This window comes from Nocardia jiangxiensis NBRC 101359 (assembly GCF_000308615.1).
GTDB classification, from domain to species: domain Bacteria; phylum Actinomycetota; class Actinomycetes; order Mycobacteriales; family Mycobacteriaceae; genus Nocardia; species Nocardia jiangxiensis.
In genome coordinates this window covers 47,486-71,307 of sequence record NZ_BAGB01000068.1, presented here as the reverse complement: position 1 = coordinate 71,307, position 23,822 = coordinate 47,486, and the positions used below count along the sequence as shown (strand labels likewise).

Annotated in this window: 29 protein-coding genes and 1 pseudogene; 23 read left to right on the top strand and 7 right to left on the bottom strand. The window is 67.3% G+C overall.

Features of this window, described 5'->3' with window-relative positions:
* Positions 1 to 276: 276 nt before the first annotated feature.
* From hemB to ON40_RS29630, 5 genes are all read left to right on the top strand, one after another.
* Positions 277 to 1,254 carry a porphobilinogen synthase gene (hemB, locus tag ON40_RS29650; protein WP_040828176.1) on the top strand — a complete coding sequence of 326 codons (978 nt, stop codon included), beginning with the start codon at positions 277 to 279 and terminating at the stop codon, positions 1,252 to 1,254.
* Positions 1,255 to 1,267: 13 nt separating this feature from the next.
* Positions 1,268 to 1,801 carry a hypothetical protein gene (locus tag ON40_RS29645; protein WP_040828174.1) on the top strand — a complete coding sequence of 178 codons (534 nt, stop codon included), beginning with the start codon at positions 1,268 to 1,270 and terminating at the stop codon, positions 1,799 to 1,801.
* Positions 1,802 to 2,097: 296 nt separating this feature from the next.
* Positions 2,098 to 2,625 (top strand): transport-regulating membrane protein Mce1N, encoded by a 528-nt coding sequence (gene mce1N, locus ON40_RS29640; RefSeq protein WP_040828172.1) that lies wholly within the window; start codon positions 2,098 to 2,100, stop codon positions 2,623 to 2,625.
* The gene (locus ON40_RS29635) at positions 2,622 to 2,867 is read left to right on the top strand and encodes a hypothetical protein (protein WP_157186461.1); all 246 of its coding nucleotides are present in this window, start codon (positions 2,622 to 2,624) and stop codon (positions 2,865 to 2,867) included. The genes mce1N and ON40_RS29635 overlap by 4 nt, the downstream gene beginning before the upstream one ends.
* Before the next feature lie 80 nt (positions 2,868 to 2,947).
* On the top strand, positions 2,948 to 3,169 hold the full coding sequence (locus ON40_RS29630) for a hypothetical protein (protein ID WP_040828170.1): 222 nt from the start codon (positions 2,948 to 2,950) through the stop codon (positions 3,167 to 3,169).
* A 3-nt stretch (positions 3,170 to 3,172) separates the two neighbouring features.
* Here the strand turns inward: ON40_RS29630 and ON40_RS29625 are convergent, their stop codons facing one another.
* Entirely contained in the window at positions 3,173 to 3,559 is a 387-nt protein-coding gene (locus tag ON40_RS29625; RefSeq protein ID WP_040828168.1) for a hypothetical protein, read from the bottom strand.
* 176 nt (positions 3,560 to 3,735) lie between these two features.
* Here ON40_RS29625 and hemL point away from each other — a divergent pair, with 176 nt between their 5' ends.
* From hemL to ON40_RS29565, 12 genes and pseudogenes are all read left to right on the top strand, one after another.
* Positions 3,736 to 5,058 (top strand): glutamate-1-semialdehyde 2,1-aminomutase, encoded by a 1,323-nt coding sequence (gene hemL, locus ON40_RS29620; RefSeq protein WP_085997827.1) that lies wholly within the window; start codon positions 3,736 to 3,738, stop codon positions 5,056 to 5,058.
* A 140-nt stretch (positions 5,059 to 5,198) separates the two neighbouring features.
* Positions 5,199 to 5,804 (top strand): histidine phosphatase family protein, encoded by a 606-nt coding sequence (locus ON40_RS29615; protein ID WP_051193759.1) that lies wholly within the window; start codon positions 5,199 to 5,201, stop codon positions 5,802 to 5,804.
* Between the two features lie 83 nt (positions 5,805 to 5,887).
* Positions 5,888 to 6,484 carry a TlpA disulfide reductase family protein gene (locus ON40_RS29610; protein ID WP_040828167.1) on the top strand — a complete coding sequence of 199 codons (597 nt, stop codon included), beginning with the start codon at positions 5,888 to 5,890 and terminating at the stop codon, positions 6,482 to 6,484.
* A 61-nt stretch (positions 6,485 to 6,545) separates the two neighbouring features.
* Positions 6,546 to 7,382, top strand: coding sequence for a cytochrome c biogenesis CcdA family protein (locus ON40_RS29605; protein ID WP_040828165.1), 837 nt, complete (start codon positions 6,546 to 6,548; stop codon positions 7,380 to 7,382).
* Positions 7,383 to 7,384: 2 nt separating this feature from the next.
* A complete protein-coding gene (locus tag ON40_RS29600; RefSeq protein ID WP_373281993.1) occupies positions 7,385 to 9,040 on the top strand; it encodes a cytochrome c biogenesis protein ResB in 1,656 nt (551 codons plus the stop codon).
* Positions 9,041 to 9,042: 2 nt separating this feature from the next.
* Entirely contained in the window at positions 9,043 to 10,014 is a 972-nt protein-coding gene (gene ccsB, locus ON40_RS29595) for a c-type cytochrome biogenesis protein CcsB (protein ID WP_040828164.1), read from the top strand.
* A 68-nt stretch (positions 10,015 to 10,082) separates the two neighbouring features.
* Positions 10,083 to 10,568: a GNAT family N-acetyltransferase gene (locus tag ON40_RS29590; protein ID WP_040828163.1), complete on the top strand. Its 486-nt coding sequence runs from the start codon at positions 10,083 to 10,085 to the stop codon at positions 10,566 to 10,568.
* 293 nt (positions 10,569 to 10,861) lie between these two features.
* A pseudogene (locus tag ON40_RS29585) lies at positions 10,862 to 10,990 on the top strand (c-type cytochrome biogenesis protein CcsB); the annotation flags it as partial.
* A 164-nt stretch (positions 10,991 to 11,154) separates the two neighbouring features.
* Positions 11,155 to 11,760, top strand: coding sequence for a hypothetical protein (locus ON40_RS53340; RefSeq protein ID WP_169541919.1), 606 nt, complete (start codon positions 11,155 to 11,157; stop codon positions 11,758 to 11,760).
* Positions 11,761 to 11,775: 15 nt separating this feature from the next.
* Entirely contained in the window at positions 11,776 to 11,961 is a 186-nt protein-coding gene (locus ON40_RS53335) for a hypothetical protein (RefSeq protein ID WP_040828160.1), read from the top strand.
* A gap of 161 nt (positions 11,962 to 12,122) precedes the next feature.
* On the top strand, positions 12,123 to 12,452 hold the full coding sequence (locus tag ON40_RS50210) for a flavoprotein (RefSeq protein ID WP_306305403.1): 330 nt from the start codon (positions 12,123 to 12,125) through the stop codon (positions 12,450 to 12,452).
* A gap of 312 nt (positions 12,453 to 12,764) precedes the next feature.
* The gene (locus ON40_RS29565) at positions 12,765 to 13,172 is read left to right on the top strand and encodes a hypothetical protein (RefSeq protein WP_245568047.1); all 408 of its coding nucleotides are present in this window, start codon (positions 12,765 to 12,767) and stop codon (positions 13,170 to 13,172) included.
* Between the two features lie 39 nt (positions 13,173 to 13,211).
* Here ON40_RS29565 and ON40_RS29560 read toward each other — a convergent pair whose 3' ends face one another.
* Positions 13,212 to 14,129, bottom strand: coding sequence for a LysR family transcriptional regulator (locus tag ON40_RS29560; protein WP_040828158.1), 918 nt, complete (start codon positions 14,127 to 14,129; stop codon positions 13,212 to 13,214).
* A gap of 70 nt (positions 14,130 to 14,199) precedes the next feature.
* Here ON40_RS29560 and dapA point away from each other — a divergent pair, with 70 nt between their 5' ends.
* On the top strand, positions 14,200 to 15,081 hold the full coding sequence (gene dapA / locus ON40_RS29555; protein ID WP_040828157.1) for a 4-hydroxy-tetrahydrodipicolinate synthase: 882 nt from the start codon (positions 14,200 to 14,202) through the stop codon (positions 15,079 to 15,081).
* A 76-nt stretch (positions 15,082 to 15,157) separates the two neighbouring features.
* Here dapA and ON40_RS29550 read toward each other — a convergent pair whose 3' ends face one another.
* Together ON40_RS29550 and ON40_RS29545 are read right to left on the bottom strand one after the other, a co-directional pair.
* Positions 15,158 to 15,361: a hypothetical protein gene (locus ON40_RS29550; protein WP_040828427.1), complete on the bottom strand. Its 204-nt coding sequence runs from the start codon at positions 15,359 to 15,361 to the stop codon at positions 15,158 to 15,160.
* A gap of 69 nt (positions 15,362 to 15,430) precedes the next feature.
* Entirely contained in the window at positions 15,431 to 15,664 is a 234-nt protein-coding gene (locus ON40_RS29545) for a BldC family transcriptional regulator (protein WP_040828156.1), read from the bottom strand.
* A gap of 235 nt (positions 15,665 to 15,899) precedes the next feature.
* On the opposite strand from ON40_RS29545, the gene ON40_RS29540 reads away from it, so the two are divergent.
* From ON40_RS29540 to ON40_RS29525, 4 genes are all read left to right on the top strand, one after another.
* The gene (locus ON40_RS29540; RefSeq protein ID WP_040828155.1) at positions 15,900 to 16,232 is read left to right on the top strand and encodes a DUF4229 domain-containing protein; all 333 of its coding nucleotides are present in this window, start codon (positions 15,900 to 15,902) and stop codon (positions 16,230 to 16,232) included.
* Between the two features lie 116 nt (positions 16,233 to 16,348).
* Positions 16,349 to 16,570 carry a hypothetical protein gene (locus ON40_RS29535; protein WP_040828154.1) on the top strand — a complete coding sequence of 74 codons (222 nt, stop codon included), beginning with the start codon at positions 16,349 to 16,351 and terminating at the stop codon, positions 16,568 to 16,570.
* Positions 16,570 to 17,160, top strand: a complete 591-nt coding sequence (locus ON40_RS29530; RefSeq protein WP_040828153.1) for a Clp protease N-terminal domain-containing protein — start codon at positions 16,570 to 16,572, stop codon at positions 17,158 to 17,160. The genes ON40_RS29535 and ON40_RS29530 overlap by 1 nt, the downstream gene beginning before the upstream one ends.
* A gap of 64 nt (positions 17,161 to 17,224) precedes the next feature.
* Complete coding sequence (locus tag ON40_RS29525; RefSeq protein ID WP_040828152.1) at positions 17,225 to 17,614, top strand: phage holin family protein; 390 nt, start codon at positions 17,225 to 17,227, stop codon at positions 17,612 to 17,614.
* Here the strand turns inward: ON40_RS29525 and ON40_RS29520 are convergent.
* The 3 genes from ON40_RS29520 to ON40_RS29510 are packed head-to-tail and all read right to left on the bottom strand — an operon-like array spanning position 17,611 to position 20,201.
* Complete coding sequence (locus ON40_RS29520; RefSeq protein WP_051193722.1) at positions 17,611 to 18,405, bottom strand: class I SAM-dependent methyltransferase; 795 nt, start codon at positions 18,403 to 18,405, stop codon at positions 17,611 to 17,613. The genes ON40_RS29525 and ON40_RS29520 overlap by 4 nt on opposite strands.
* A 33-nt stretch (positions 18,406 to 18,438) precedes the next feature.
* Positions 18,439 to 19,314 carry a helix-turn-helix domain-containing protein gene (locus tag ON40_RS29515; RefSeq protein WP_051193721.1) on the bottom strand — a complete coding sequence of 292 codons (876 nt, stop codon included), beginning with the start codon at positions 19,312 to 19,314 and terminating at the stop codon, positions 18,439 to 18,441.
* Positions 19,315 to 19,331: 17 nt separating this feature from the next.
* Positions 19,332 to 20,201, bottom strand: coding sequence for a 1,4-dihydroxy-2-naphthoate polyprenyltransferase (locus tag ON40_RS29510; RefSeq protein ID WP_040828151.1), 870 nt, complete (start codon positions 20,199 to 20,201; stop codon positions 19,332 to 19,334).
* A 190-nt stretch (positions 20,202 to 20,391) separates the two neighbouring features.
* Between ON40_RS29510 and ON40_RS29505 the strand changes: the two genes are divergently transcribed.
* The gene (locus ON40_RS29505; RefSeq protein WP_051193758.1) at positions 20,392 to 23,784 is read left to right on the top strand and encodes an AfsR/SARP family transcriptional regulator; all 3,393 of its coding nucleotides are present in this window, start codon (positions 20,392 to 20,394) and stop codon (positions 23,782 to 23,784) included.
* Positions 23,785 to 23,822: the final 38 nt, after the last annotated feature.

Genomic DNA, 23,822 nt, shown 5'->3' with positions numbered 1-23,822 from the left:
CCGGCAAGGGTTGCCGTGTGCGGTCGGATCGGGTGCGGTCGTGTGTGATTGGTCATAGTTGCGGAGGTGTGCCGCGCGGGGACGCCCGGGTACGCGGGCATGTCCTCGGCTGCATCGGCCGGGAGGCCGTCCCGTTGTCGCTCGAATGTCCGCTCTTGCCCGGTGAATGCCTGGTCACGGGATCGGCGAGGGCTGTTTCGGGAAGCTCGCGCGGGGCGGCGGACGGGTGCGGAGGCGGTGCGGCAAAGGGGTGGACCGGGGCGTATCGTGCGATTCATGACCGGAATGGACCGCCCGCGGCGGTTGCGTCGTACCCCTGCTCTACGGCGTCTCGTAGCCGAAACCACCCTGGAACCAAGACATTTGGTGCTGCCCATGTTCGTCGCCGACGGGCTGGACGAACCGCGCGAGATCGGCTCGATGCCGGGCGTGCAGCAGCATTCGATGGATTCACTGCGCAAGGCGGCGGTCGAAGCGGTCACCGCCGGGGTCGGCGGGCTGATGCTGTTCGGGGTGCCGCGTCCGGAGGACAAGGACGCGGTCGGCAGCCTCGCCAGCGACCCCGAGGGCATCCTGAACCGCGGCCTGCGCGCGCTGTCCGAGGAGGTCGGCGACGCGACGGTGGTCATGGCCGACACCTGCCTGGACGAATTCACCGATCACGGCCACTGCGGCGTGCTGTCCCCGGACGGCGCGGTCGACAACGACGCGACCCTGGACCGCTACGTCGCCATGGCGCTGGCCCAGGCCGAGGCGGGCGCGGATCTGCTCGGCACCAGCGGCATGATGGACGGCCAGGTCGGCGCGATCCGCGACGCGCTGGACGAGGCCGGGCGCATCGACACCGGCATCCTGGCCTACGCCGCGAAGTACGCCTCCGCGTTCTACGGCCCGTTCCGTGAGGCGGTCTCCTCCTCGCTGCAGGGCGATCGCCGCACCTACCAACAGGATTCGGCCAACCGCCGCGAGGCGATCCGGGAGCTGGAACTGGATCTGGCCGAGGGCGCCGACATCGTCATGGTCAAGCCCGCCATGTCCTACCTGGACATCCTGCGCGATGTTGCCGACCGTTCCACCGTGCCGGTGGCCGCGTACCAGATCTCCGGTGAGTACTCGATGATCACCGCCGCCGCCGCGAACGGCTGGATCGATCGCCGCGGCGCGATCCTGGAATCGCTGATGGGCATCCGGCGAGCGGGCGCGGATATCGTGCTCACCTACTGGGCGGCCGAGGTCGCGCATTGGCTGGCGTGAGGCGCCGACCGTCGTGAATCCGTGGACTCCGCCGGTCCCGCCGGTGCCCGAACAGCCCATGCCCGATGACGTCCGTACCGCGTCCCAATTGTGGTGGGGCGCGGTCGTTCTGGGCGTGGTACGACTGCTCGCCGGGATGTGGACGCGGTTCGAGCATCGGCACACGATCGCCCGGAACATCTACGATCAGCTGCGCGCTCAGGAGCCGCAGACTCCCATTGCGACCTACGACCTGATGGTCACTCTGCTGATCGTGCTGGGCGTGGTGTTCGGGCTGGCGCTCGCCGCCGCGGCGCTGGCCGTGGTGCATCAGCTGCGTCGCGGGAAACCCTGGGCGCGCACGCTGTTGGACGTGGCGGCCGTGGTTCTGGTGATCGGCGGGGTGAACTCGATGTTCGGCCTCGGGGCGATCTCCGGCACCGGTGAGATGCTCGCCGGCGCCGCTGCCATACTGCAGGCGGTGGTGGCCGCTGGAGCCGTATTCCTTTGTCGCCGAACCGAATCCAACGGCTACTTCAAGGTGAACGGAAATCGGTTGCCCCGGTGAATTTGTCACCGGTGCGGCGGCATGTATCGTGAGGGTTGTCACAGAGGACCTGGGAACCGGATGTCGTGGGTCGTGCGTTCCGCATCGGATCGCGCGAGGCGTTCCGGAGAAGCGGAGGCAATGATGCGAGTGGTGATTCAGCAGCCGCAGAGCCTTCGGCGTGATGTCGTGATGATGGCTCTGGTCCTCGTTCTCGGTCTGCTCACGCTGGCCGTTCTGTTGCTGCCCGGTATGGTCGGCTGAATCGCTTCGCCCCTTCTCGGAGTACGGACGGGCGAGACAGCCTGGAGGTTTCCGTGACCGATACCCGAGCCACGGCCGACGTGCGGTTCGCCGAGCCCGGTGCGCGCTGGCGCGCCGTCGCGTACGGCCCGCTGATCTGCCTGATCGTGCTGATCCTGGAACTGGTGCTGGGCCACGGTCCGGTGCACTGGTTCGGACTGCTCTTCTGCGCGGTACTGCTCGCCGGATTCGTCTCGTTGCAGGTTGTCGCGGGTAAGCGGCACGTCAGTGTGGAACTCACCGAAACCTCGCTGCGCGAGGGCGCCGAGACGCTGGAACTGGAACGGATCGCCACCGTCCTCCCCGAGCACGACGAGGAGTCCTGGGAGGACGAGGACTGGCAGTCCGCGCGTGCGCTCGGGGAACTGGCCGGTGTGCCGCGACGGCGCAAGGGCATCGGACTGAAATTGCGGGACGGCAGTCTGGTGCAGGCGTGGGCGCGCGATCATCGCCGTCTGCGCGAGGAACTCACCGCGGCGGTCGAGGGGCGCCCCGCGAACGACGGCTCGCACACCGGCGACGGCACGGAGGACGCTCGATGATGTATCGGTTGTGGCCGGTGCTGGACGTGCTCGTCCTGGTCCTCTGCCTCGCCGGGGTCGTGCCGGCCTGGCACGCCGGTATCGAATCGACCTCGTTCGCCGCGTCCGGGGATCTGCCCGCCTTCGATGCGACCCGCTACGACGGGCTGTGGCTCGGACTGGCCGCACTGCTGGTCGCGGTGGCCGGATTGGCCCTCATCGATCTGATCGCGCGCGGCCTGGACCGGGCTCCTCGCCGCTGACCGTTCGGCCGCAGATAGAGGTTCTGGGCCAACTTTCGGCAATCGGGGGTAACCGGGTGATTCCCGGGGACACTGAAGGTATGTCCCGCACGTACCCCGTGCAGCGCAGAGTCGTGGTGATGCTGGTCGTCGGCGTCATCGGGCTGGCCACCGTGACCCTGGACGTGATCACGGCGATGGACGCCGGTCCGGCTCCGGAACCGGTGACCCGCTCACGTCTGGTCGACGGACTTCCGGGCCCGATGAGTTGCCTGGTGACGACCGGATTCTCGCTGACGTGCCTGAAGCCCTCGCACTGGTAGGAGTCAGTTCCAGTGCTCGTAGATGTCGAGCACGCGCGGACCGTGTGTGCCGGGGGCGTCCAGGAAGACGACCACGTTCCCGTCCGGATGTGCGGCCGATTCGAGCAGCACCTCACGCAGTGAGGCGTGCACGCCGCCGTGCTGATCGCGTTGGATCCGGCTGCCCGGATGCAGCCCCGCACCCATGCGATTCAGCGGGACGACCTTGGTGACCAGCGCCGGAACCGGACCGTCCGCGAGCGCCGCGGTCTCGGCGTGCGACAGGCTGATCCCGATCCGCCCCTGATCGGGCTGTGCGACGAGGGCTCCGGCCGAGGCCGCGGTCGCGGCGCAGGTCAGTGCGGTGCCCATGAGGGCGGTCAGGGTGGCGCCGATGATCAAGGTTCGCATCAATTACTCCCGGCCGGATTGCGGTTGATGGACAGAGGGTACGCAGTAGCTATCGGTGAGCGACCGAAGCGGGCCGGATCGGCGCTCCGGCGTGTTGTGCTGAATCCGGACATCCGGTGTGGGGTGGCTCACCCCACTACACCCTGTCGTCGACCGGTGCGGGCCGGGCTGAGACACTGGAGGCCGTGAGTTCTTCTCCGGCCTCCGCGCGCCTGTTCGATCGCGCCGCTGCGATCATTCCCGGCGGCGTGAATTCGCCTGTGCGAGCGTTCCATTCGGTCGGCGGTACGCCGCGATTCATCACTTCCGCGCGCGGGTGCACGCTCACCGACGCGGACGGCGCCGAATATGTGGACCTGGTGTCCTCGTGGGGACCGATGATTCTCGGTCACGCACACCCGGCGGTCGTGGAAGCGGTGCGCAGGGCCGCGGTGGACGGATTGTCCTTCGGTGCGCCGACCCAGGCGGAGATCGAGCTGGCCGAGGAGATCGCCGCGCGGGTCGACCCCGTGGAGCGGGTGCGGCTGGTCAACTCCGGTACCGAGGCGACCATGAGCGCGGTGCGGCTGGCCCGCGGTTTCACCGGTCGCAGCAAGATCATCAAATTCGCCGGGTGCTATCACGGGCACGTCGACGCGCTGCTGGCCGACGCGGGATCGGGTGTCGCGACGCTCGGCCTGCCGACCTCGCCCGGCGTCACCGGTGCCCAGGCGGCCGACACGATCGTGCTGCCCTACAACGATCTGGACGCGGTGGCCGCCGCGTTCGCCGCGAATCCGGACCAGATCGCCTGCGTCATCACCGAGGCCGCGGCGGGCAACATGGGCACCGTCGCCCCGCAGCCCGGGTACAACGCGGGCCTGCGGCGGCTGACCGCCGAACACGGCGCGCTGCTGATCATGGACGAGGTGATGACCGGATTCCGGGTGAGCCGGTCCGGATGGTTCGGGCGCGACGGTGTCGCGGGCGATCTGTACACCTTCGGCAAGGTGATGAGCGGCGGGCTGCCCGCGGCGGCGTTCGGCGGTCGCGCCGAGGTGATGAACCGGCTCGCGCCGATCGGGCCCGTCTATCAGGCCGGGACGTTGTCGGGTAACCCCGTCGCGGTGGCGGCCGGACTAGCTTCGCTGCGCGCGGCCGACGCGGAGGTCTACGCCGCACTCGATCGCAACGCCGAACGACTCGGCGCGCTGGTGAGTGGCGCGCTGGACACGGCGGGGGTCACCCACCAGGTGCAATTCGCGGGCAATATGGTGAGCGTGTTCTTCGCCGACCATCCGGTTACCGACTACGCCACCGCGAAGGCCAGCCAGACCTGGCGTTTCCCGGCGTTCTTCCACGCTCTGCTCGATCGCGGCGTCTACGCCCCGCCGAGCGCATTCGAGACGTGGTTCGTCTCCGCCGCGCTCGACGAGGACGCATTCGACCGCATCGCCGCCGCCCTGCCCGCCGCTGCCGCGGCCGCGGCGGCTGCCACACCCGAAGGATCCGACGCGTGAACGAGCGCACCGAGCCAGCCGACGAGACGACATCCGACACACCGCAGGACATCAGGTCCGAGGCGGCGGCGGACCGCACTTCCGACGAGCACGTGAAACTACCCGACGACGTCGCGGACACCGAGACGATCGTGCACGTGATGCGGCACGGTGAGGTGCACAACCCGAAGGGCATCCTCTACGGACGCCTACCCGGCTTCGGCCTGTCGGTGACCGGCCGGTCCCAGGCCGCGGCGGTCGGCCGCGCGCTCGCCGATCACGACATCACGCTGGTGGTGGCCTCCCCGCTGCAACGCGCGCAGGAGACCGCCGGTGCGATCGCCGGACTGCACGAATTGATCGTGCGTACCGACGACAACCTGATCGAGGCGGGCAACACCTTCGAGGGGCTGCGCGTCTCGGTCGGTGACGGCGCACTGCGCAAGCCCCGGCACTGGTGGAAGCTGCGCGACCCGTTCACCCCGTCCTGGGGTGAGCCGTACCTGCAGATCGCGCACCGCATGCTGGCCGCGGTGAACAAGGCTCGCGTGGAGGCCGCCGGTCACGAGGCGGTCGTGGTCTCCCATCAGCTTCCGGTGTGGACGCTGCGGCGCTTCCTCGAGGGCAAGCGCCTGTGGCACGACCCGCGCAACCGCCAGTGCTCCCTCGCCTCGCTGACATCCCTTGTCTACCAAGGGGATACGTTGATCGACATCGTCTACTCCGAACCTGCGGGGGAATCGGATCCGCGGGTGACCGGAGCGTGAACGGCTCGGCACACGACAGATCCGGTGGGTACGACGAGGCTCGGCCCGGCGGCGTTAGTCGCGCGTCGGGTGGACGCAGGTCGTTGCGGATCGTGCTGCCGGTTCTGCTCGCGTGCGCGGCGCTGGTGGCGGTGCTCGCCGGGTGTTCGACCGGCAGTGATGCGGTGGCGCAGGGCGGGACGTTCCAGTTCGTGTCGCCCGGGGGCAAGACCGATATCTTCTACGATCCGGCCGCGAAGCGCGGGACCATCGGGAAGATGTCGGGGCCGGATCTGCTGACGAACAAGACCATTTCGGTGGACGATTTCCCGAATCAGGTTGTGGTGCTGAATGTCTGGGGGCAGTGGTGCGGGCCCTGCCGGGCCGAGGCCCCCGAACTGGAGAAGGTGTACGAGCAGTCGAAGGCGCGCGGAGTCGCGTTCCTGGGGATCAATGTGCGTGATCCGGAGCAGGACAAGGCGCAGGATTTCGTCAGCACCAACCACATCCAGTATCCGTCGATCTACGATCCGGAATTCCGTAGCCTGCTGGCCCTGGGCGGAAAGTTCCCGACCAGCGTCATCCCCACCACGCTGGTGCTGGATCGACAGCATCGGGTGGCGGCGGTCTTCCTGCGTTCGCTGCTGGCCACCGATCTGCAGCCGGTGGTCGATCGTCTCGCCGCGGAGGGGACGAAGTGAGCCGAATGGGCTGCGCTGAGCATTCGCGGCGTTCCGGACACGGTGCCCGAGGCCGGTCGACATGCAGGTGAGTGTGCTTGCCTCGGTAGGGGATTCGTTCCAGCAGACCGCGGCGTCCGGGCCGTTGCTGCTGGCGCTGGGCGCGTGTCTGCTCGCGGGGCTGGTGTCGTTCGCCTCGCCGTGCGTGGTGCCGCTGGTGCCGGGGTATCTGTCCTATCTGGCCGGGCTGGTGGGTGCGGAAGCCCCGCCGGTGACCGTGGCCCAGGCGCGGGAGAGCAAGCGTCCGGAGACCGTGACCCTCGACAAGGCCGGGCGGATGCGCGTGGCGGGGGCGGCGGGTCTGTTCGTCGCGGGATTCACCGTCGTGTTCGTACTGGCCTCGGCGACGGTGTTCGGCCTCATCCAGACCTTGAACGTGAATCGTGAACTGCTGCAACGTCTCGGCGGTGTCGTCACCGTGCTGATGGGGCTGGTGTTCCTGGGCCTGGTCCCGGCGCTGCAGCGGGACACCCGGATGCATCCGCGACGGTTGACCGGTCTGGTCGGCGCACCGCTGCTGGGCGCGGTGTTCGCGCTCGGCTGGACGCCGTGCCTGGGCCCGACGCTGTCCGGGGTGATGGCGGTATCCGCGGGCACCGAGGGGACCACCGCCGTGCGCGGGGTGGTGCTGATCGTGGCCTACTGCCTGGGCCTGGGTCTGCCGTTCGTGATCCTGGCCTTCGGGTCGGCCAGCGCGTTGCGCGGGGTCGGCTGGCTGCGTCGCCATTCGCGCACCATTCAGGTGATCGGCGGAATTCTGCTGGTCGCCGTCGGTATCGCGCTGGTGACCGGTATGTGGGACCAGTTCGTGGGGTGGGTCCGCAATATGTTCGTCTCCCGAGTGACTCTCCCGATCTGACTATGACTGCAACCATGTCGGCCCCCGAGGCCCCAGCCCGCCCCCCTCGCCAGTCTCCGCTGCGCAGGATTCTCGCGGTCGTCCGCAACACCTGGCGCGGGCTGACCAGTATGCGCACCGCGCTGATGCTGCTGTTCCTGCTGGCGCTGGCGGCGATTCCGGGCGCGCTGCTGCCGCAACGCTCCCTCAATGCGCAGAAGGTCGACAAATACATCGCCGACCGGCCCACCCTCGGACATCTGATGGACCGGGTGCAGCTGTTCGACGTGTTCTCCAGCTTCTGGTTCACCGCGATCTACGCGCTGCTGTTCATCTCGCTGATCGGCTGCATCGTGCCGCGGGTGTTCGACCACTACAAGGCGCTGCGCACGCCGCCGGTCGCCGCGCCGCGCCGGCTGTCCCGGTTGCCGCACCACTATTCGACGAACGTCGAGCAGGCGCCGGCCGAGGTGATCGCCGCGGCGCGTAAGCAGCTTCGCGGCTGGCGGGTGATCGAGCGGTCCGCCGACGACTCCGCGCAGGTCACGCTGTCGGCGGAGAAGGGGTATTTCCGCGAATTCGGCAATCTGGTGTTCCATCTGGCGCTGGTCGGTCTGCTGGTGGCGATCGCGGTCGGCAAGATGTTCGGCTACGAGGGCAATGTCATCGTCCTCGCCGACGGCGGTCCCGGATTCTGCACGAGTTCGATTTCGGCGTTCGATTCCTTCCGCGCGGGCAATCTCATCGACGGCACCGGGCTGACCCCGCTGTGCGTACGCGTCAAGGATTTCCGGGCCGACTATCTGCCCAACGGTGAGGCGCAGATGTTCACCGCGGACGTCTCGTATCAGACCGCGCAGAATCTGGCCGACAACACCTGGCGCGATACGTCCGTGCAGGTGAATCATCCGCTGCGGGTCGAGGGTGACCGGGTGTATGTGCAGGGCCACGGTTACGCGCCGACGTTCACCGTCACCTATCCGAACGGGCAGACCCGCACGCAGTCGGTGCAGTGGGAGCCCACCGGCGATGCGACGTTCCTGTCCAGCGGCGTGATGCGGTTCGATCCGCCCGGCGGGATGTATCCCTCGGATGCTGACAACCGCAAGAATCAGATCGCCATCGAGGGGCTGTTCGCGCCGACGGCTTTCATGCACGGAACCTTGCTGAGCTCGTCGTATCCGGCCTTGACCGATCCGGCGGTGGCCGTGGACATCTATCGCGGTGAGACGGGTCTGGACACCGGTCGCAGTCAGTCGGTGTTCTCGCTGGATCCGGAGATGATCAAACAGGGTCGTCTGGTCAAGCAGACGCGGGTCAATCTGAAGCCGGGTGAATCCGCGACGTTGTCGGACGGGACGAAGGTGCGGTTCGACGGGGCGAAGCAGTGGGCGAATCTGCAGGTCTCGCACGATCCCGCGCAGCAGTGGGTGCTGGTCTGCGCCGTCACGATGATGGCCGGGCTGCTGGTTTCGCTGTTGGTCAAGCGCCGCCGGATCTGGTTGCGCGCATATCCGGCCGATGAACGGGACCCGGCGGAGACTCCGGACGACAAACGACGTACCGTAGTAGAAATGGGCGGTCTGGCCCGTACCGACCAGGCCGGGTGGGGCGGTGAGTTCGACCGCCTGCGTGTTCGCCTGCTGGGCGGGTCGCCGACCGAGAGTACGGGAGAGTAGCAATGCCGATCGACGAGAACATCGCCTCCTACAGCGATCTCGCGTTCAAGTCGGCGATCGTGGTGTACGTCCTGGTCTTCGTGATGCTGCTGGTGCAGTACGCCATGGCCTACACCCGTAAGGCCGAGCAGCGCGAACTCGTTGCGGTGGGCGCGAATTCGCCCGCGACGCCGCAGGGGCCGGGCCGGATCACCGAGCCCGCGGGCAAACCCGCCTCGGAGCGGATCGGCAATATGGCCTTCGCCGTGCTGTACGTCGCGCTCGGCTTGCACATCATCTCGATCGTGTTGCGCGGCTTCGCAACTCATCGTTTCCCGCTCGGCAACATGTACGAGTTCGTGACGATGGCGACCGGTGCGGCCGTCACGTTGGGCGTGGTACTGCTGCGGCACGAACGCTATCGCGGGATGTGGGCGTTCCTGCTGGTTCCGGTGCTGATCCTGATGTTCCTGGCCGGCACGGTGCTGTATGCCGACGCGGCCCCGGTGGTTCCGGCGCTCAAGTCCTACTGGTTGCCCATCCACGTGACGGTCGTCAGCATCGGCAGCGGCGTCTTCCTGGTCGCGGGCGTGTCGAGCCTGCTGTTCCTGCTGCGTCTGGTCCAGCCCGCGGGCGAGGAATCCGACAACATCCTCGGCGCGATCGCCCGCCGCCTCCCCGACGCCCGCGCCCTGGACCGCCTGGCCTACCGCACCACCATCATCGGCTTCCCGATCTTCGGCACCGGCATCATCCTCGGCGCCATCTGGGCCGAATCCGCCTGGGGCCGCTTCTGGGGCTGGGACCCCAAGGAAACCGTCTCCTTCATCGCCTGGGTCATCTACGCCGCCTACCTGCACGCCCGAGCAACCTCGGGTTGGCGCGAAACCAAAGCTGCCTGGATCAACCTCGCGGGTTTCGTCGCGATGTTGTTCAACCTGTTCATCATCAACATCGTGGTGAGCGGTCTGCACTCGTATGCCGGGCTGAACTGAGAAGGCACCTCTCGCGGGGGCTTGGCGCAGTACCGGAATTCGGTTGCGTCGATCGATAAGGTCGACCCATGCTCGACGAGCCGAATGTCGTGCCGCTGAGCCGGGCCGACGGCGGCGAGATCCTCACGCTGCAACGAGCCGCCTACGTCAGCGAGGCGCAGGCTCACGCGGACTTGACTCTTCCGCCGCTGACGCAGACGCTTCCGCAACTCCTGGACGAACTGGGTTCTCCTGCGGTGCTCGCCTTCGGCATTCGCGACCATGCTCGTTTGGTCGCCGCTGTTCGGGTGATGATCGAGGGCTCGGTCGGCCATCTGGGACGGCTCGTGGTGGCCCCCGACCATCAATGGAACAGTTTCGGTTCCGCGCTGCTGACCGCTGCCGAAACCCTCGTCCCGAGCACGATCACCGAGATGCGGTTGTTCACCGGTGAGAAAAGCCATGCGAATCTGCGCCTGTACAAGCGGTTCGGCTACAGCGAGGTGCGGCGAAGCAGGGCAGGCGATTACGACCTCGTTCATCCAGCCAAACCGCTGTCCTCCGATCGATCGTGATCTGCGGAGCCTTCGTCGTGGTCGCGGTGGGCTTTTCGGTTCGGGCCAGAACACTGCGGCCAGGAATACCGCCAGTGGTATGCCGGTCGCGAGCAGCAGGCCGAGGGCTTGCGTACGGTCATGAATCGGTTCGGGACGAGATGCACCCAGTAGGTCGTCACCCGATGTGGCCTGACGGAATTGCCCAGCGGGCGAAAGTGAGTCGGGGGCAGACGGTTTCGACGTTGACCACGGACATGATCGCGTTGAGTGTGATCGCGTTCAGATGGTTCGGTGCGGGCGTAATGACGATATCGACTTCGGGTTGGCGCGAAACCAAAGTCGCCTGGATCAACCTCGCGGGTTTCGTCGCGATGCTGTTCAACATGTTCACTATCAACATCGTGGTGAGCAGTCTGCACTCATACGCCGGGCTGAGCTGATAGGGGCTGACCTGTGGATTCATTCGTCCAATAGGCCATTTGCCGGTGCAATTCGACTCGTTGTTGTGTGAATCGGCAGTAGACGTCGATCCGTCTGATTACTGTTCGAGTTGCAACGGCGGACAAATTAGACCCGACCTGAGGAACGGTCATAGAGTCTTCGCGTGCCTCGTGCCAACTCAAATGCCCTGGAGGTCTGGAAAACTCGTCGCTGCGAGGCTCTCGACAGCCTCGAAGCGATTCATGGGCATGTCACGGGTGAGCGGCGCGGCCGCCAATACGCAACCGAACATCTCAACCTTGCGTTGTTCGTCCGCCTCGCCGCCGAGTTTCAGGGTTTCTGTCGGAACCTCCATGACGACGCGGCCTTTGTTCTGGTCAGCAGTCTGGACCTGGGCAACGATCCACGGATGTCTGTCATCCGAAACGCGCTGGTGCGCAATAGAAATCTCGACAAAGGGAATGCGCATCCAGGGACTCTCGGTAACGACTTCGCGATATTGGGCATGACGTTCTGGCCCGATATTCATGCGGCGTATACGTCTCGAGGAGCGAAGTGGCGCGAAACCATGACGGACTTGAACGAGGTTCGCAACGCGGTAGCCCACAGTGATGATGCCAAGCTGGCCGTGGTCAAGCAGAAACAGCCGCTCAACCTGGCCACGTTCCGAAAGTGGCGACGATCTCTCGATGGTGCTGCATCTGGCCTGGATAGAGCAGTCGAGGCATACTTGCAGAGCACGGCCGATGCCGGATGGGAAACGCTGTAGGAAGGTGGGTGAACGATGCGCAAGAAACAGCGCCACACGTTGCGGCCGGGCGATCGCGTCCGTGTACCGTTCGGCCACCGCATCGTCGAGGGTACCGTGACCAGCGTGGACGGTGGTCGCATTCATGTCGCGCTCGACATCGACGGCACCGACGAGCCGGTAGCCGGACTGTACCGAGAAAGCGAGCTTGCGCCTGCTTAGGCAGTGCTTCGGGAGACTCGGTGATCTTTCAGCTCAGTTTGCTCGGGTTCGCGTCCTGGTTGGGTGCATCGCTGTGACTGCGCCGATGCCCTGCGCTGACGGCGCGCTGGTGGACTTGGCTCAGGCCGATGGGTGGGAAATATGTGTGATCAGCTCGCCGGCTGGCCGACGGCATCATCGTCGCGCCGATCACCTCCAACTCGCTCGCGAAATGGGCTGCCGGAATATCCGATACCTTGCCGCTCGGGTTGCTGATCGAAGGTCTCGGGCTGAGGCTTCCGGTCGTGGCCGTGCCGTTCGCGAATCGGGCTCTGATGAGTTTTCCGCCTATCGGCGAAGCCATCCGCAATCTCTGGCAGTGGGGTGTGACGGTCCTTTCGCAGGACGAGCCGCATGAGCCTAGGTCGGGAGGCGCAGCGCGCGAGCAGTTTCCATGGGAAGCGGCGTGGCGTGCACCGCTCGATCATCCCCGGCTCAGCTTGCCGCAATGAGCCGAGGTGCTTGTCGGAAGCGAACGCGCAGTTGCGTTTTCATCGAATGTTCGGCGGGGCGAGCACCGGAACGGATGTGGAGCTGACGTGACGTTGGTTTGGTATGCGGCGTATGGGTCGAATTTGTTACCGGCGCGGTTCGATTGTTATCGGGAGGGTGGGCGGCCGGTGGGGGGTGCGCGGACTTATCCGGGGTTTCGGGATCGGACGGCACCTCGGGATACCCGGGGGTTGATGGTGCCGGGGGCGGTGTATTTCGCGTGGGAGAGTCCGGTGTGGACGGGTGGGATTGCGTTCTATTCGGTTCGGGGGATGCAGGATTGGCCGCGGGAGGTTGCGGCTCGGGGGTATTTGTTCACGCTCGAGCAGTTCGAGGATCTTGTTGCGCAGGAGATGTATCGGGAACCTGGGGCGATGCGGATCGATCTGGATGCCGTGGTGCGTGACGGGGCTGTTCGATTGGGGGAGGGGCGGTACGAGACCGTCGTATATCTCGGGGAGCGTGCTGGATATCCGATGCTGACCTGTACCGCGTCTTGGGATCCGGCGAGCGTCGAATTGCGCCGTCCCGCACCGCGATATCTGAAGATGTTGGCCGACGGGCTGCGGGAATCGCACGGGTGGACGGCCGAGCGGATTCATACCTACCTCGGCGGGCTACCGGGGGTTCGAGGGCTTTGGGACATCGGCGAGCTCCGGGAATTGATCGACGCTGCGTGATCGGCGAGCGAATCGGGTCAGTGTGACTTGGCCATCCGGTCACTTCCGGACCGGATGGTTCAGGCCGGGTGGCATGGCTGCGATGGTGTTCAGACTTCTGGCGGCGGAATGCAGAGCGGCGCGCGCGGCGGCGATTACGGGGTGGTCGCGGTGGCCTCGGCGGTAGGCGAGGTGGGTGCGGCGGCGGGTGGGTAGCGGGGTGAGGTGGACGGTCGGCGGGATGGTCTGGACGCCGAGTTCGGGGACGAAGGCGACACCCTGCCCGGCGGCGACCAAGGCCAGGACGGTGCCGAAATCGTCGGCGTGGTGGCGGATGTGGGGAGTGAAACCTGATGCCTGGCAGGCACGTTGGGTCATGGTGTTGCACAGCGTGCCGGGGGTTCCGGCGATCCAGGGCGAATTGCGATGCGCGGTCAGCGGTTCCGCGTTCGGTGCGGCCAGATAGACGGTTTCGGTGAGGAATTCCTCGGTGTCCAAACCGATTTCGGGATCGCGGGGGACGTAGTCGTATTCCTGGACCAGCGCGATGTCCAGGCTCTCCGCGTGCAGGGCCGAGGGGGCGCGGGCCGGATCCAGTTCGGTGATCGACAACTCCAGGCCGGGATGTTCACGGCTGAGGGTGACCAGGGCGGGAGACAGGATCGCGTGGACCGCGCTCGGGAACGCGCCGATGCGAAGCGTACCGGTGAGTTCGGTTCGGGCCGTGGCCAGTTCGGCGGCGGCCTGTTCCAGGACCGCGAGCACGGTGTCGGCGTGTTCGACCAGACGTAGCGCGGCGGGCGTGAGAGCCACACTGCGGCCGGTGCGTTCGAGCAGCGGCACCCCGGCCTGACGTTCCAGCGCGGACAACTGCTGGGAGACCGCCGACGGGGTGTAGGACAGCGCCTCGGCCACCCCGGCGATGGTGCCGCGCCGGGCCAACTCGCGCAACAATCGCAGTCTTCGCACGTCGAGCATCAGTTCAGCTTACGTTCGCCGCAAGAAATGCGTAATAGACGTAATGTATTGATTCCGTCAGGCTGGGCTCATGAAACTCACCGGCCTGTTCGTTCCGCTGATCACTCCCTTCACCGCCGCGGGCGAACTCGCCGACGACGCATTGGAGGGCCTCGCCCATCACATCCTCGACGAAGGCGCGGCCGGAATCGTCGCATTGGGCACGACAGGCGAGCCTGCGACGCTCACGAGTGTCGAACGTCACAGAGTTCTGCAGATCTGCGCGACGGTGTGCCGGACTCGCGGCGTCCCGCTCATCGCTGGAGCGGGATCGAATTCGACCGAGGATTCCGCGGACTCGCTTGCCGCGCTCCCTCCCGAGGTCTCGGCCGCGCTGGTCGTGGTCCCGTATTACACCCGCCCCTCGGAAGACGGTGTGGTGGAACATTTCCGTCGAATCGCCGCGGCCGCACCGGTTCCCGTGCTGGTCTACAACGTTCCGCAGCGCACCGGCCGCCCGCTCGGCGCGCAAACGCTGTGCAGGCTGGCGGAATTGCCGAACGTCGTGGGATTAAAACAGGCGGTCGGCGGCATCGACGAGGCCACGATCGGATTCCTCAGCCGGGTACGCGGGGAGGTTGCGGTGCTCTCGGGCGACGATCTGTTCGCCGCGCCGCTGCTGGCTCTGGGCGCGCGGGGCGCCATCCTGGCCTGCGGAAATGTGGCCCCGGCGGGTTATGCGGCACTGATTGCGGCCTGGCGCGCGGGATCGCTCGAGCGGGCCCGTGAACTGGGCAATCGGCTCGCACCCCTGGCTTCGGCATTGTTCGCCGAGCCGAATCCCGGTGTGCTCAAAGCGGTTCTGGCGGCACAGGGCAGGATCCCGAGTGCGGCGGTGCGGTTGCCGCTGCTCGCGGCGAGTGATGCGGCGAGGCACGCCGCTCTGGAGGCATACGACCTGATCGGGGTGTAGCTACCCCGGCACAGCGTTGCCTTGGACTGAGACGCCCCAGCGAGAGACGCTCGGAAAGTATGCGGCCGGGCGAGGGCTACTCGCCCGAACCGGGGTCGCCGTCGTGGCCCTTGTGTGAGATGCGCCAGAGGAATTCTGGGTCGTCATCAGGGCCGATGACGCGTTTGCGTCGGGAAACCGTATGGCCGGCACCGATACGGTTCGCTCGCTGCGGTCCGAACGCCTTCCAGCACAGCACCGCAACAGCCACCACAGCGATGAGTGCCAACAGGTACGTCACGTCGCTCACCTCCTCTATCGAGGGTAATCCCGTGGACGTACCTGCGGCACCGTGGACGTCGAAAAGAGGTTATACCCGGGTCGCCTCGGTGGTCAGGGACCGCAGCAACTGCATCACCTCGGTCTCGCGAAAGCGCCGGTGGCCACCCGGCGTGCGCAGTGAGCCCAGTCGCCCGGCATGTGCCCAACGGGTGACCGTCTTCGGATCAACATGGAACAACGCCGCAACTTGGCCTGGGGTCAGGAGGGCCTCCTGGCCGTTGACGGAACCAAACGTGCGGCTCGCCGCGGTGATCGCAGTCATTCGCAAACCTTTCCGTAATCGACAGTTCCCTCATCAGATAGCGACATCGTTGCACCGGACCCCCCACGTACTCGAATGATCTAACGTTGGTAAAGGGGAAGTAATAGACAAATCGGATAAGCGTACGGCTTGGTGATTTGGAACGTTTCACTCTTCTGGCGAATCTTCAGCGATCGATGCGGTGTGGTCCGTGGCCGATCGAGGGCATTCGGGCGCGTCGCCTAGGCTGGTGCATGTGAGTGATGCAGCATCCCGTCCGGACGACGCGCCTGCCGGTGGAGTCTCCGGTTCGCCGGGGCGGCGGCTGGCGCGCAATCTGGCGCTGTACACCGTGGCCCGGTTGGCGCTGGTCGCGATCATCGCCGCCGTCATCGTGCTGGTCGCGCACGTGGTGAAGGTCGATATTCCGGTGATCGTTGCGCTGCTGTTCGCCCTGATCGTCGCCATGCCGCTGTCGTTGCTGTTGTTCAAGCGGCTGCGCTCCCGGGTGAATCAGGACATCGCCGCGGTCGACGAGCGACGTCGCACCGACAAGGCGCAGCTGCGCGCCCGCATGCGCGGCGAGTAGCGCCCGAACGCGGCGTCCGAGCGCCGCACTCTCTTCGTATTCGCTCCTGGTGAACGACTTCCTTGTGATGTCAATTTTCGTTGACGCGCGCCGAGTGTCAACGTAAATTGACGTCTATGAGTGAAGCGACAACCCTGGCGGCCGCCGCCGGCAGTCCCGACCCCACGGTCGGCCTGCGTGCGGTGCTGGCCTTACGGCGGTTGCTCGAGCGGCTCGAGGCGATCCAGGTGGGTAATGCCCGCTCCCAGGGGTGGTCCTGGCAGGCGATCGCGGAGGCGCTCGAGGTCAGCCGGCAGGCGGTCCATCAGAAGTACAACCGGAGAGGCGGGATCGGCTGATGTTCGAGAGGTTCACCAAGGCGGCGCGGTATGCGGTCGTGATGGCGCAGGAGGAGGCGCGCATGCTGGGCGCGCCGAACATCGACGTCGAACATCTGCTGTTGGGACTGGCCGCCGGGCCCGACGACGGAATTCGGAAAGTATTGGCGAGTGGTGGAATTACCGCAGCAACGATCCGGGAATCGCTGTCTCGCAAGCGTTCCGCCGAGCCGCTGGGCGAAGAGGACGCTGCCGCACTGCGATCCATCGGCATAGATCTCGACGCCGTTCGCGAAAGTCTGGACGCGACCTTCGGCGCGGATGCGCTCGATCGCGCGGCGGCACCGGAAAAGCCGCGCGGGCGTTTCGGTTTCGGCGGGAATGGTGGGACGAATTTCGGGCACATCCCGTTCACCAAGGCGGCGAAGAAGGTGCTCGAATTGTCACTTCGGGAGGCAATTACGCGCAGCGACAATCGAATCGAGGCCGCGCACGTTCTGCTCGGTGTGCTGCGCGCGCCCACCCCGCGCACCGTCGAATTGCTCGGCGGCGACGAGGGCGTCGAGGGGATTCGCCGCGCGGTGCACGATCTGCTGGACCGGGCCGCCTGAGGCGGTGGAGGCCGATTGATTCGCGTACCCGGTGGCCGGGCGTCGTGCCGGTTAGCATGGCGCCATGGCCCTCTTGCTACGCCTGATCATCAATGCCGTCGCGATCTGGCTCGCGTCCGCCCTGGTCAGCAATATCGAGCTGATCAGCCCCGCCGAGCACGGCACCAGCGGCAAGGTGATCGTGGTGTTGATCGTCGCGGTCATCTTCGGATTGGTGAACGCGCTGGTCAAGCCGATCGTCAAACTGCTGTCCCTGCCGCTGGTGATCGTCACCCTGGGCCTGTTCCTGCTGGTCATCAACGCCCTGATGCTGTGGCTGACCGCCGCGATCACCGCCACCACCGAGTACGGCCTGCGTGTGCACGGCGTCTTCGCGGCGGTGGCCGGAGCGATCATCATCACGGTGGTCAACTGGGTGCTGGGTATCTTCGTGCCCGAGGGCGGCCGGGACTAACTTCCCGACGGTTTGGTCCCGGTCAGCAGCCGGGTCGGCAGCAGCGGGGTGCCCCACCACATCCGCCAGCCGAGGTTGCGCAGTTCCAGATCGACCATGCCGAGCTCACTCAGTCGCGCCCGATAGCGGTTCGTGAACGCCAGATCCGCGACGACCAGCCGTCCCCCGGGCCGCAGCACGCGGAACGCCTCGTCGATGGCGGTGCGACGGCCCGTGGCGTCGGGGATGTTGTGGATCGCGACGTTGCTGATGATCAGGTCGAACTCGTTGTCGGAGAACGGCATCCGGGTCATATCGCCGGTCACCAGCTCGACCCGGCCGCCCACGCCCTCGAGTTCGGCGTTGCGCCGGGCGGATTCGGGACTGTTGCCGGTCTGGTCCGCCTGCCAGATATCGATGCCGACCGCACGTCCGCCGGGCAGGAGTTCGGCGGCCATGCACAGGATCGCGCCGCGGCCGCAGCCCAGCTCCAGCAGCCGCTCGTTCCCGCGCAGCCGCAGACCGGTCAGAATCCGTTCCCACACTTCGTATTTCCCGACCTTCGTGGTCCGCAGGAACGAGCCCACGAACAGCACGAGCCCCAGGGCGCACACCGCGGGTATCACCGCGCCGACCACGACTCCGGTCACCGCGAAATACACCGTCAGCGCGATCAGGACGGTCAGGATCGCCGCGGCGATGATCGCCTGTCCGCGCGCGGACACCGTCCCGTAGTCGCCGTCCAGGCCGTATTCGCCGCGGCGCGGACGCAATCGCGACGCGTCCGGAACGTTCGTCACATCGTTGCTCATCGGTACCTCACTGTGAATTGTGTTGCAGCACCGTCAGCATGGGCCGCCGCGCCGGGGCGGGTCTTGAAGAAATGTTCCGGCCTGCGGTTGCCACGCGACCGGGTCGACGGTCAGCCAGGGCGCTCGCGCCACCTTCGCCGGTGTCAGCCCGGTGAAGGCCAGGACGTCGTGGTGCAGGTGCGACTGGTCGGCGAAACCGCAGTCCGCCGCGACCGACGCGGCGGTGCGCCCGGCCGCCAGGAGATGAACGGCGTGGTCGAAGCGGATCAGATTCGCGGCGTATTTCGGGGTCAGGCCGGTGTGCGCGCGGAACCGGGACCACAGGCGCTTGCGGCTCCAGCCGACCTCGTCGGCCAGCCGGTCCACCCGAACCCGCCCGTGACCGCTCACCATGCGAGCCCAGATCCAGGTGAGTTCCGGGTCGGCGGTGCGGCCGGTCGCGCAGCGCAGCATGAGCGCGCGTCGCGTGAGTGTGAAGCGGGCGTCCCACGACGGGGCGGCGCGCAACTGCTCGTGCAGGAGTTCCGCGTCGGGTCCCCAGAATTCGGCCAGGTCCAGAAATTCCCCGCCGAGCTGTGGCGCGACCTCCGAAACAGCCTGTGCCAGCAGCGGAGACAGCCGGATCTGTAGGAGTTCCACCTCCCGCGCGCAGCCGCGGATACCGCCCGGCGCGACGCCGACGACGACGCTGCCGTGGCGCCGCTCGCCGGTGCCGTCGTCCATGATCAGCGCGTCGTCACCGAGGTCGATGAACATGGTCAGGGCCGGGTACGGGACCACGTCCAGGGCGAGTGCGTCCTCGGCTCGTCCGTGGAAGCCCGCCATGCTCAGTCCGGGCAGCCGGTCGGTGGGCGAGGGCATCGCGACATCCACTTCGGCGTCGGCGATACGGACCCGTTCGACAGGCATATCTCATGGTAGGAGCATCAGCCGAGGGCGAGCGCGACTCCCGAGAGGATCGACCACAGCAGCATCGCCAGGCCGGTGTCGCGCAGCGACGGGATGAGACCGGGGCCCTGTTGGCCGCCGCGTACCGGGTTGTTCGAGCGCACCGCGAGCGGTACGGCGAGCAGGCCCAGCAGGGCCCACGGGGTGCGCGCGACGAGGACCAGCGAGGCGATGAACGGCACCACCATCAGCACCAGATGCAGTGTGCGCGTGCGGGTGTCGCCCAGGCGGACGGCCAGGGTCGTCTTGCCGGTCACCGAATCGGTGGGGATGTCGCGCAGATTGTTGGTGACCAGTACCGCGCTGGAGAACGCGCCGACCGCCACCGCGCCGACCACACCGGCCCAGTCGATCCGGTGCGCCTGTACGAATTCGGTGCCCAGCACCGCGACCAGGCCGAAGAAGACGAAGACCGCGATCTCGCCGAAACCACTGTAACCGTAGGGTTTCCGGCCGCCGGTGTAGAACCAGGCGCCGGCCAGGCAGCCCGCGCCGATCAGCAGCAGCCACCACGCGGTGGTGAATACCAGCACCAGCCCGACGACCGCGCCCACGCTCAGACTCGCGATCGCTGCGGCGCGCACCGCACCCGGCGAGGCCACGCCCGAGCCGACCAGGCGCAGCGGCCCGACACGTTCGTCGTCGGTGCCGCGGATGCCGTCGGAATAGTCGTTGGCGTAGTTCACGCCGATGATCAGCGCCAGCGAGACCACCAGCGACAGCAGAGCCTTCCACCAGATCGCGGCGTCCAGGGATGCGGCCGCACCCGTGCCGACCAGGATCGGGGCGATCGCGTTGGGGAGGGTTCGCGGTCGCGCGCCTTCGAGCCACTGTGCTGCACTAGCCATGGGTCGAAGCCTATGCGTATCGCGGCGCCGAGGACGTGCCGCGGGTGGGATGGCGTCGGCCACCCTATCGGTAGAACTATTTCGATATATCGGAGTATGATGGCGGGGTTCACGGCGCATGCTGGTAGGGGTGGTCCCGGCGCTGTGAGCCGAATAATCGGTGGACTGCTCACATACGATGGTGAACGGCATGATTCCTGATCAGAGCGGCTCCGCGGGCGCCGGGACGACGAACACCCGGTCGGGTCGGGACCGGGCCGACGGGTTACCCGCGGACGCCTCGGTGCGAGTGTCGGTCCTGGGTGAGATCGCGCTGTGTCGCGCGGGCTCCGTCCTGGCCGCGGTGCCGGGTGCGCGGGCCCGGCTGCTGCTGGCCGCCCTGGCCCTGCATCCGGGCCGCAGCCGCAGCGCCCAAGGGCTGATCGAGGACATCTGGGGCGAACAGCCCCCGCGCGCCCCGATGAACGCCCTGCACACCCAGGTCTCCCGGCTGCGCTCGGCGCTGCCCGACGGCGCACTCGAGGTCGGTCCGGCCGGATATCGGCTCGCCCTCGGCGAGGAGCAGGTCGACCTGACCCTGGCCCGCCGCCTCGAACGCCAGGCCCGCGAAATGCACGCCGCCGGACGCGACGACCACTGCCTCGAGCTGGTGGCCCGCGCGCGGGCGCTGTGGCGCGGCGAACCGGGTGCGGATCTGCCGCCCGGACCGGTCGCCGACGAACTGGCCGAATTGGCCGTGACCCGCTGGCACGCCTTGGACGAACTGGAACTCGCCTCCCGTGAGGCGTCCGGGGATCTGGACGGCGCGGTGCGGATGGCCAAGCGGATCGCCGCCGCCAGGCCGCTGGACGAACCCGCGCACGGCACGCTGATGCGGTTGCTCGCCGCGGCCGGACGCGCCAACGAGGCGTTGGAGGTCTTCGTGACCCTGCGCGCGGGTCTGGTGACCGAACTCGGCGCGGATCCGGGCCCGGCGCTGGTCGAGCTGAACGCGGCGATCCTGCGCGGCGAGCCGATGGCCGGGGCTCGCTCGGTGCGGCCGGAAGCCGCGCCCCGGGAGGTCGAAACCGATGTGGCACCGGATGATTCCGGCCAGGCGGGTGCGGCGATCGGGCTGCGCGCCGCGCCGAATCCGCTGCTGGGCCGCACCGTCGATCTGGGCGCGCTGCAGGATCTGCTCGCCGCGTCCCGGGTGACCACCGTGCTCGGTCCGGGCGGCACCGGAAAGACCAGGGTGGCCAACGAACTGGGCCTGCGGATGACCACGGCCGTGCCGGTCGCGCTGATCGAGCTGGCCTCGGTGCGTGCCGCGCCGGAGGACGCCCGCGCCGAGGTGGAGGCCGCGATCAGCGCCGCGCTCGGCGTCGCCGAGGCGGCCCGGGACACCACCGGCCTGCGACCCGGTCGCAAAATCGATGCGCGCCAACGTCTTCGGGATGCGGTGGCCGCGCGTCCGATGCTGCTGATCCTGGACAACTGCGAACATCTCATCGATGCCGTCGCCGAGGTGGTCGCCGATCTGGTCGGCGCGTGCGATCGGCTCACCGTGCTCACCACCAGCCGCGCGCCGCTGGAGATCACCGCGGAGACGGTGTATCCGTTGCCGCCCTTGGCGATCGACGCGCACGGCTCGCCGGCCACCGAACTGTTCGAGACCCGGGCCCGCGCGGTGCGGCCGTCGGTGCGCCTGGATCCGGAGGTGGTCGCGCGACTGTGCCGCACACTCGACGGACTGCCGCTGGCGATCGAACTGGCTGCGGCGCGGGTGCGCACCATGAGCGTCGAGGAGATCGACGCGCGCCTGGAACACCGATTCACGTTGTTGCGCAGCGGAGATCGCACCTCACCGCAACGCCATCGGACTCTGCACGCGGTGATCGAGTGGAGCTGGAATCTGCTGGACGAACCGCAGCGCATCGCCCTGCGGCGGTTGTGCCGGTTCCCGGCCGGATTCACCTTCGGCGCGGCCGAGATCGTGGCCGACGGTCCCGATATCGGCGATATCGCCGCCGCCGTGGACGGTCTGGTGAGTCAGTCGCTGCTGTCCGTGCTGGACGACGAACACGGCGGGATCCGCTATCGGATGCTGGAGACCGTCCGGGAATTCGGCGAGGAGCAGTTGGGCGCCGCCGGTGAAGGGGGTCTGGTGATGAGCCGGATGTCCGGGTGGGCAAGGCAATTCGCGGTCGAGATGCTGAACAACTATGCCGCGGAGCAGCAGGTTCGGATGGTGGGGCGGGTGAGCATCGAGCTGGACAACCTGCTCGCGGTGCTGCGCCACGCCTGCGATATCGGTGACGCGGTCACCGTCTACATGGTGTTCCCGCTGCCCGGGATGCTGTGGGTGATGCGCGGGGCGCACGGCGAATTCGTGGGCTGGTCGGGCCGGGTGCTGGCCGTTGCGCCGCCCCCGGCCGCCGGAACCACGGCCGATGACCTGCAGGTGATCGCGCATGCGCTGGTGGGTATGCACCTGGCGTTCGGCGATAGCCGGCTGCGCGATGCGGCGCTGCTGCGAATTCGGTTGCGGCGCTTGCTGCGGTCCCCGGCGGTGGTACTGTCGCCGAGCACCGGCTTCATCGGCGAACTGATCTGCGAACGCCCGACCGCGGTCCGCGCGGCGCGTCGGCTCACCGCGGGCGTGCGGTCCACGGATCGGGAGGTCCGTTGGGCAGCACGGCTGTTGCGTGCGAACGTGCGGGAGAACGCCGGTGATGTGCGCGGTTCGATGCGGGATGCGCAGGGCGCCCTGCGGGATCTGGCTCCGGGTGACGTATGGGGCTCGGCGATGCTGTATCAGCATCTGGCCCAGCTGATGTCGCAGACCGCGCGATACGGCGAGGCGGCGGTCAACTATCGGCGTTCGGTCGAGGCGCTGCGGCAGTTGCACTCCTTCGACGAGGTCGCCGAGATAGCCAGTTTCCTCGCCGTCGTGCTGGTCGGTACTGGCGATCTGGAACAGGCCCGGTGGGAACTGGAGATGGCGACCGGATTCGTGGAGGGCGGCGCGGGTCCGGACGATCCGGTCCCGCGCCCGAATCATCGCCGGGCGACCGTGCAGGTCGGCTGGTCCGAACTCGCTCTGGCACAGGGTGATCGGGAGGCCGGGCTGCGGCGCTCGCGCAGTGTGCTGGAGATGCACGGCTGGCCGGACATGCCCATGCGGGGCGGTCCCGGCGCGATCGCCGTCGCCGCCGGAGTCCTGGACGCCCACGTGCTGCACGACGCCCTGGACGCGGTGCCCGCCCTGGCGCAGGAACTGATCGACAACGGCCGCGAACATCTCGGCCACTACATCGATATTCCGCAGATCGGTTCGGTCGCGTTGGCGATCGGCTCGTATCTACTTGCCGTCCAACGTTCTCCGGACATCGGACGGGAGCTGATCGCACTGGCCCCCAAGGCGATGGCCCGTCAGGACACCCCCAGCATGCGGATCGATCGTCACCTGGCCCACCATGCCGCGGTGGTCACCCCGGATCTGATGGCAGAGCCCTACGCCCGTGCCGCCCGCACCGGTCGCCGCCCCGCCGCGCACCGCATCATGGCTCTGCTGGAAGAACTTTCGGGCAAGGTCGGCTGAAACGCTGAACCCTCCGGACACTTTCGTGTCCGGAGGGC

Excerpts from the sequence above, each read along its gene's own strand:
- hemB (WP_040828176.1), top strand. The coding sequence starts at position 277 with ATGACCGGAATGGACCGCCCGCGGCGGTTGCGTCGTACCCCTGCTCTA.
- ON40_RS29635 (WP_157186461.1), top strand. The coding sequence starts at position 2,622 with ATGATGTATCGGTTGTGGCCGGTGCTGGACGTGCTCGTCCTGGTCCTC.
- ON40_RS29630 (WP_040828170.1), top strand. The coding sequence starts at position 2,948 with ATGTCCCGCACGTACCCCGTGCAGCGCAGAGTCGTGGTGATGCTGGTC.
- ON40_RS29625 (WP_040828168.1), bottom strand. The coding sequence starts at position 3,559 with ATGCGAACCTTGATCATCGGCGCCACCCTGACCGCCCTCATGGGCACC.
- ON40_RS29615 (WP_051193759.1), top strand. The coding sequence starts at position 5,199 with ATGCGGCACGGTGAGGTGCACAACCCGAAGGGCATCCTCTACGGACGC.
- ON40_RS29605 (WP_040828165.1), top strand. The coding sequence starts at position 6,546 with ATGCAGGTGAGTGTGCTTGCCTCGGTAGGGGATTCGTTCCAGCAGACC.
- ON40_RS29600 (WP_373281993.1), top strand. The coding sequence starts at position 7,385 with ATGACTGCAACCATGTCGGCCCCCGAGGCCCCAGCCCGCCCCCCTCGC.
- ccsB (WP_040828164.1), top strand. The coding sequence starts at position 9,043 with ATGCCGATCGACGAGAACATCGCCTCCTACAGCGATCTCGCGTTCAAG.
- ON40_RS29590 (WP_040828163.1), top strand. The coding sequence starts at position 10,083 with ATGCTCGACGAGCCGAATGTCGTGCCGCTGAGCCGGGCCGACGGCGGC.
- ON40_RS53335 (WP_040828160.1), top strand. The coding sequence starts at position 11,776 with ATGCGCAAGAAACAGCGCCACACGTTGCGGCCGGGCGATCGCGTCCGT.
- ON40_RS29565 (WP_245568047.1), top strand. The coding sequence starts at position 12,765 with ATGCAGGATTGGCCGCGGGAGGTTGCGGCTCGGGGGTATTTGTTCACG.
- ON40_RS29560 (WP_040828158.1), bottom strand. The coding sequence starts at position 14,129 with ATGCTCGACGTGCGAAGACTGCGATTGTTGCGCGAGTTGGCCCGGCGC.
- dapA (WP_040828157.1), top strand. The coding sequence starts at position 14,200 with ATGAAACTCACCGGCCTGTTCGTTCCGCTGATCACTCCCTTCACCGCC.
- ON40_RS29545 (WP_040828156.1), bottom strand. The coding sequence starts at position 15,664 with ATGACTGCGATCACCGCGGCGAGCCGCACGTTTGGTTCCGTCAACGGC.
- ON40_RS29535 (WP_040828154.1), top strand. The coding sequence starts at position 16,349 with ATGAGTGAAGCGACAACCCTGGCGGCCGCCGCCGGCAGTCCCGACCCC.
- ON40_RS29530 (WP_040828153.1), top strand. The coding sequence starts at position 16,570 with ATGTTCGAGAGGTTCACCAAGGCGGCGCGGTATGCGGTCGTGATGGCG.
- ON40_RS29525 (WP_040828152.1), top strand. The coding sequence starts at position 17,225 with ATGGCCCTCTTGCTACGCCTGATCATCAATGCCGTCGCGATCTGGCTC.
- ON40_RS29520 (WP_051193722.1), bottom strand. The coding sequence starts at position 18,405 with ATGAGCAACGATGTGACGAACGTTCCGGACGCGTCGCGATTGCGTCCG.
- ON40_RS29515 (WP_051193721.1), bottom strand. The coding sequence starts at position 19,314 with ATGCCTGTCGAACGGGTCCGTATCGCCGACGCCGAAGTGGATGTCGCG.
- ON40_RS29510 (WP_040828151.1), bottom strand. The coding sequence starts at position 20,201 with ATGGCTAGTGCAGCACAGTGGCTCGAAGGCGCGCGACCGCGAACCCTC.
- ON40_RS29505 (WP_051193758.1), top strand. The coding sequence starts at position 20,392 with ATGATTCCTGATCAGAGCGGCTCCGCGGGCGCCGGGACGACGAACACC.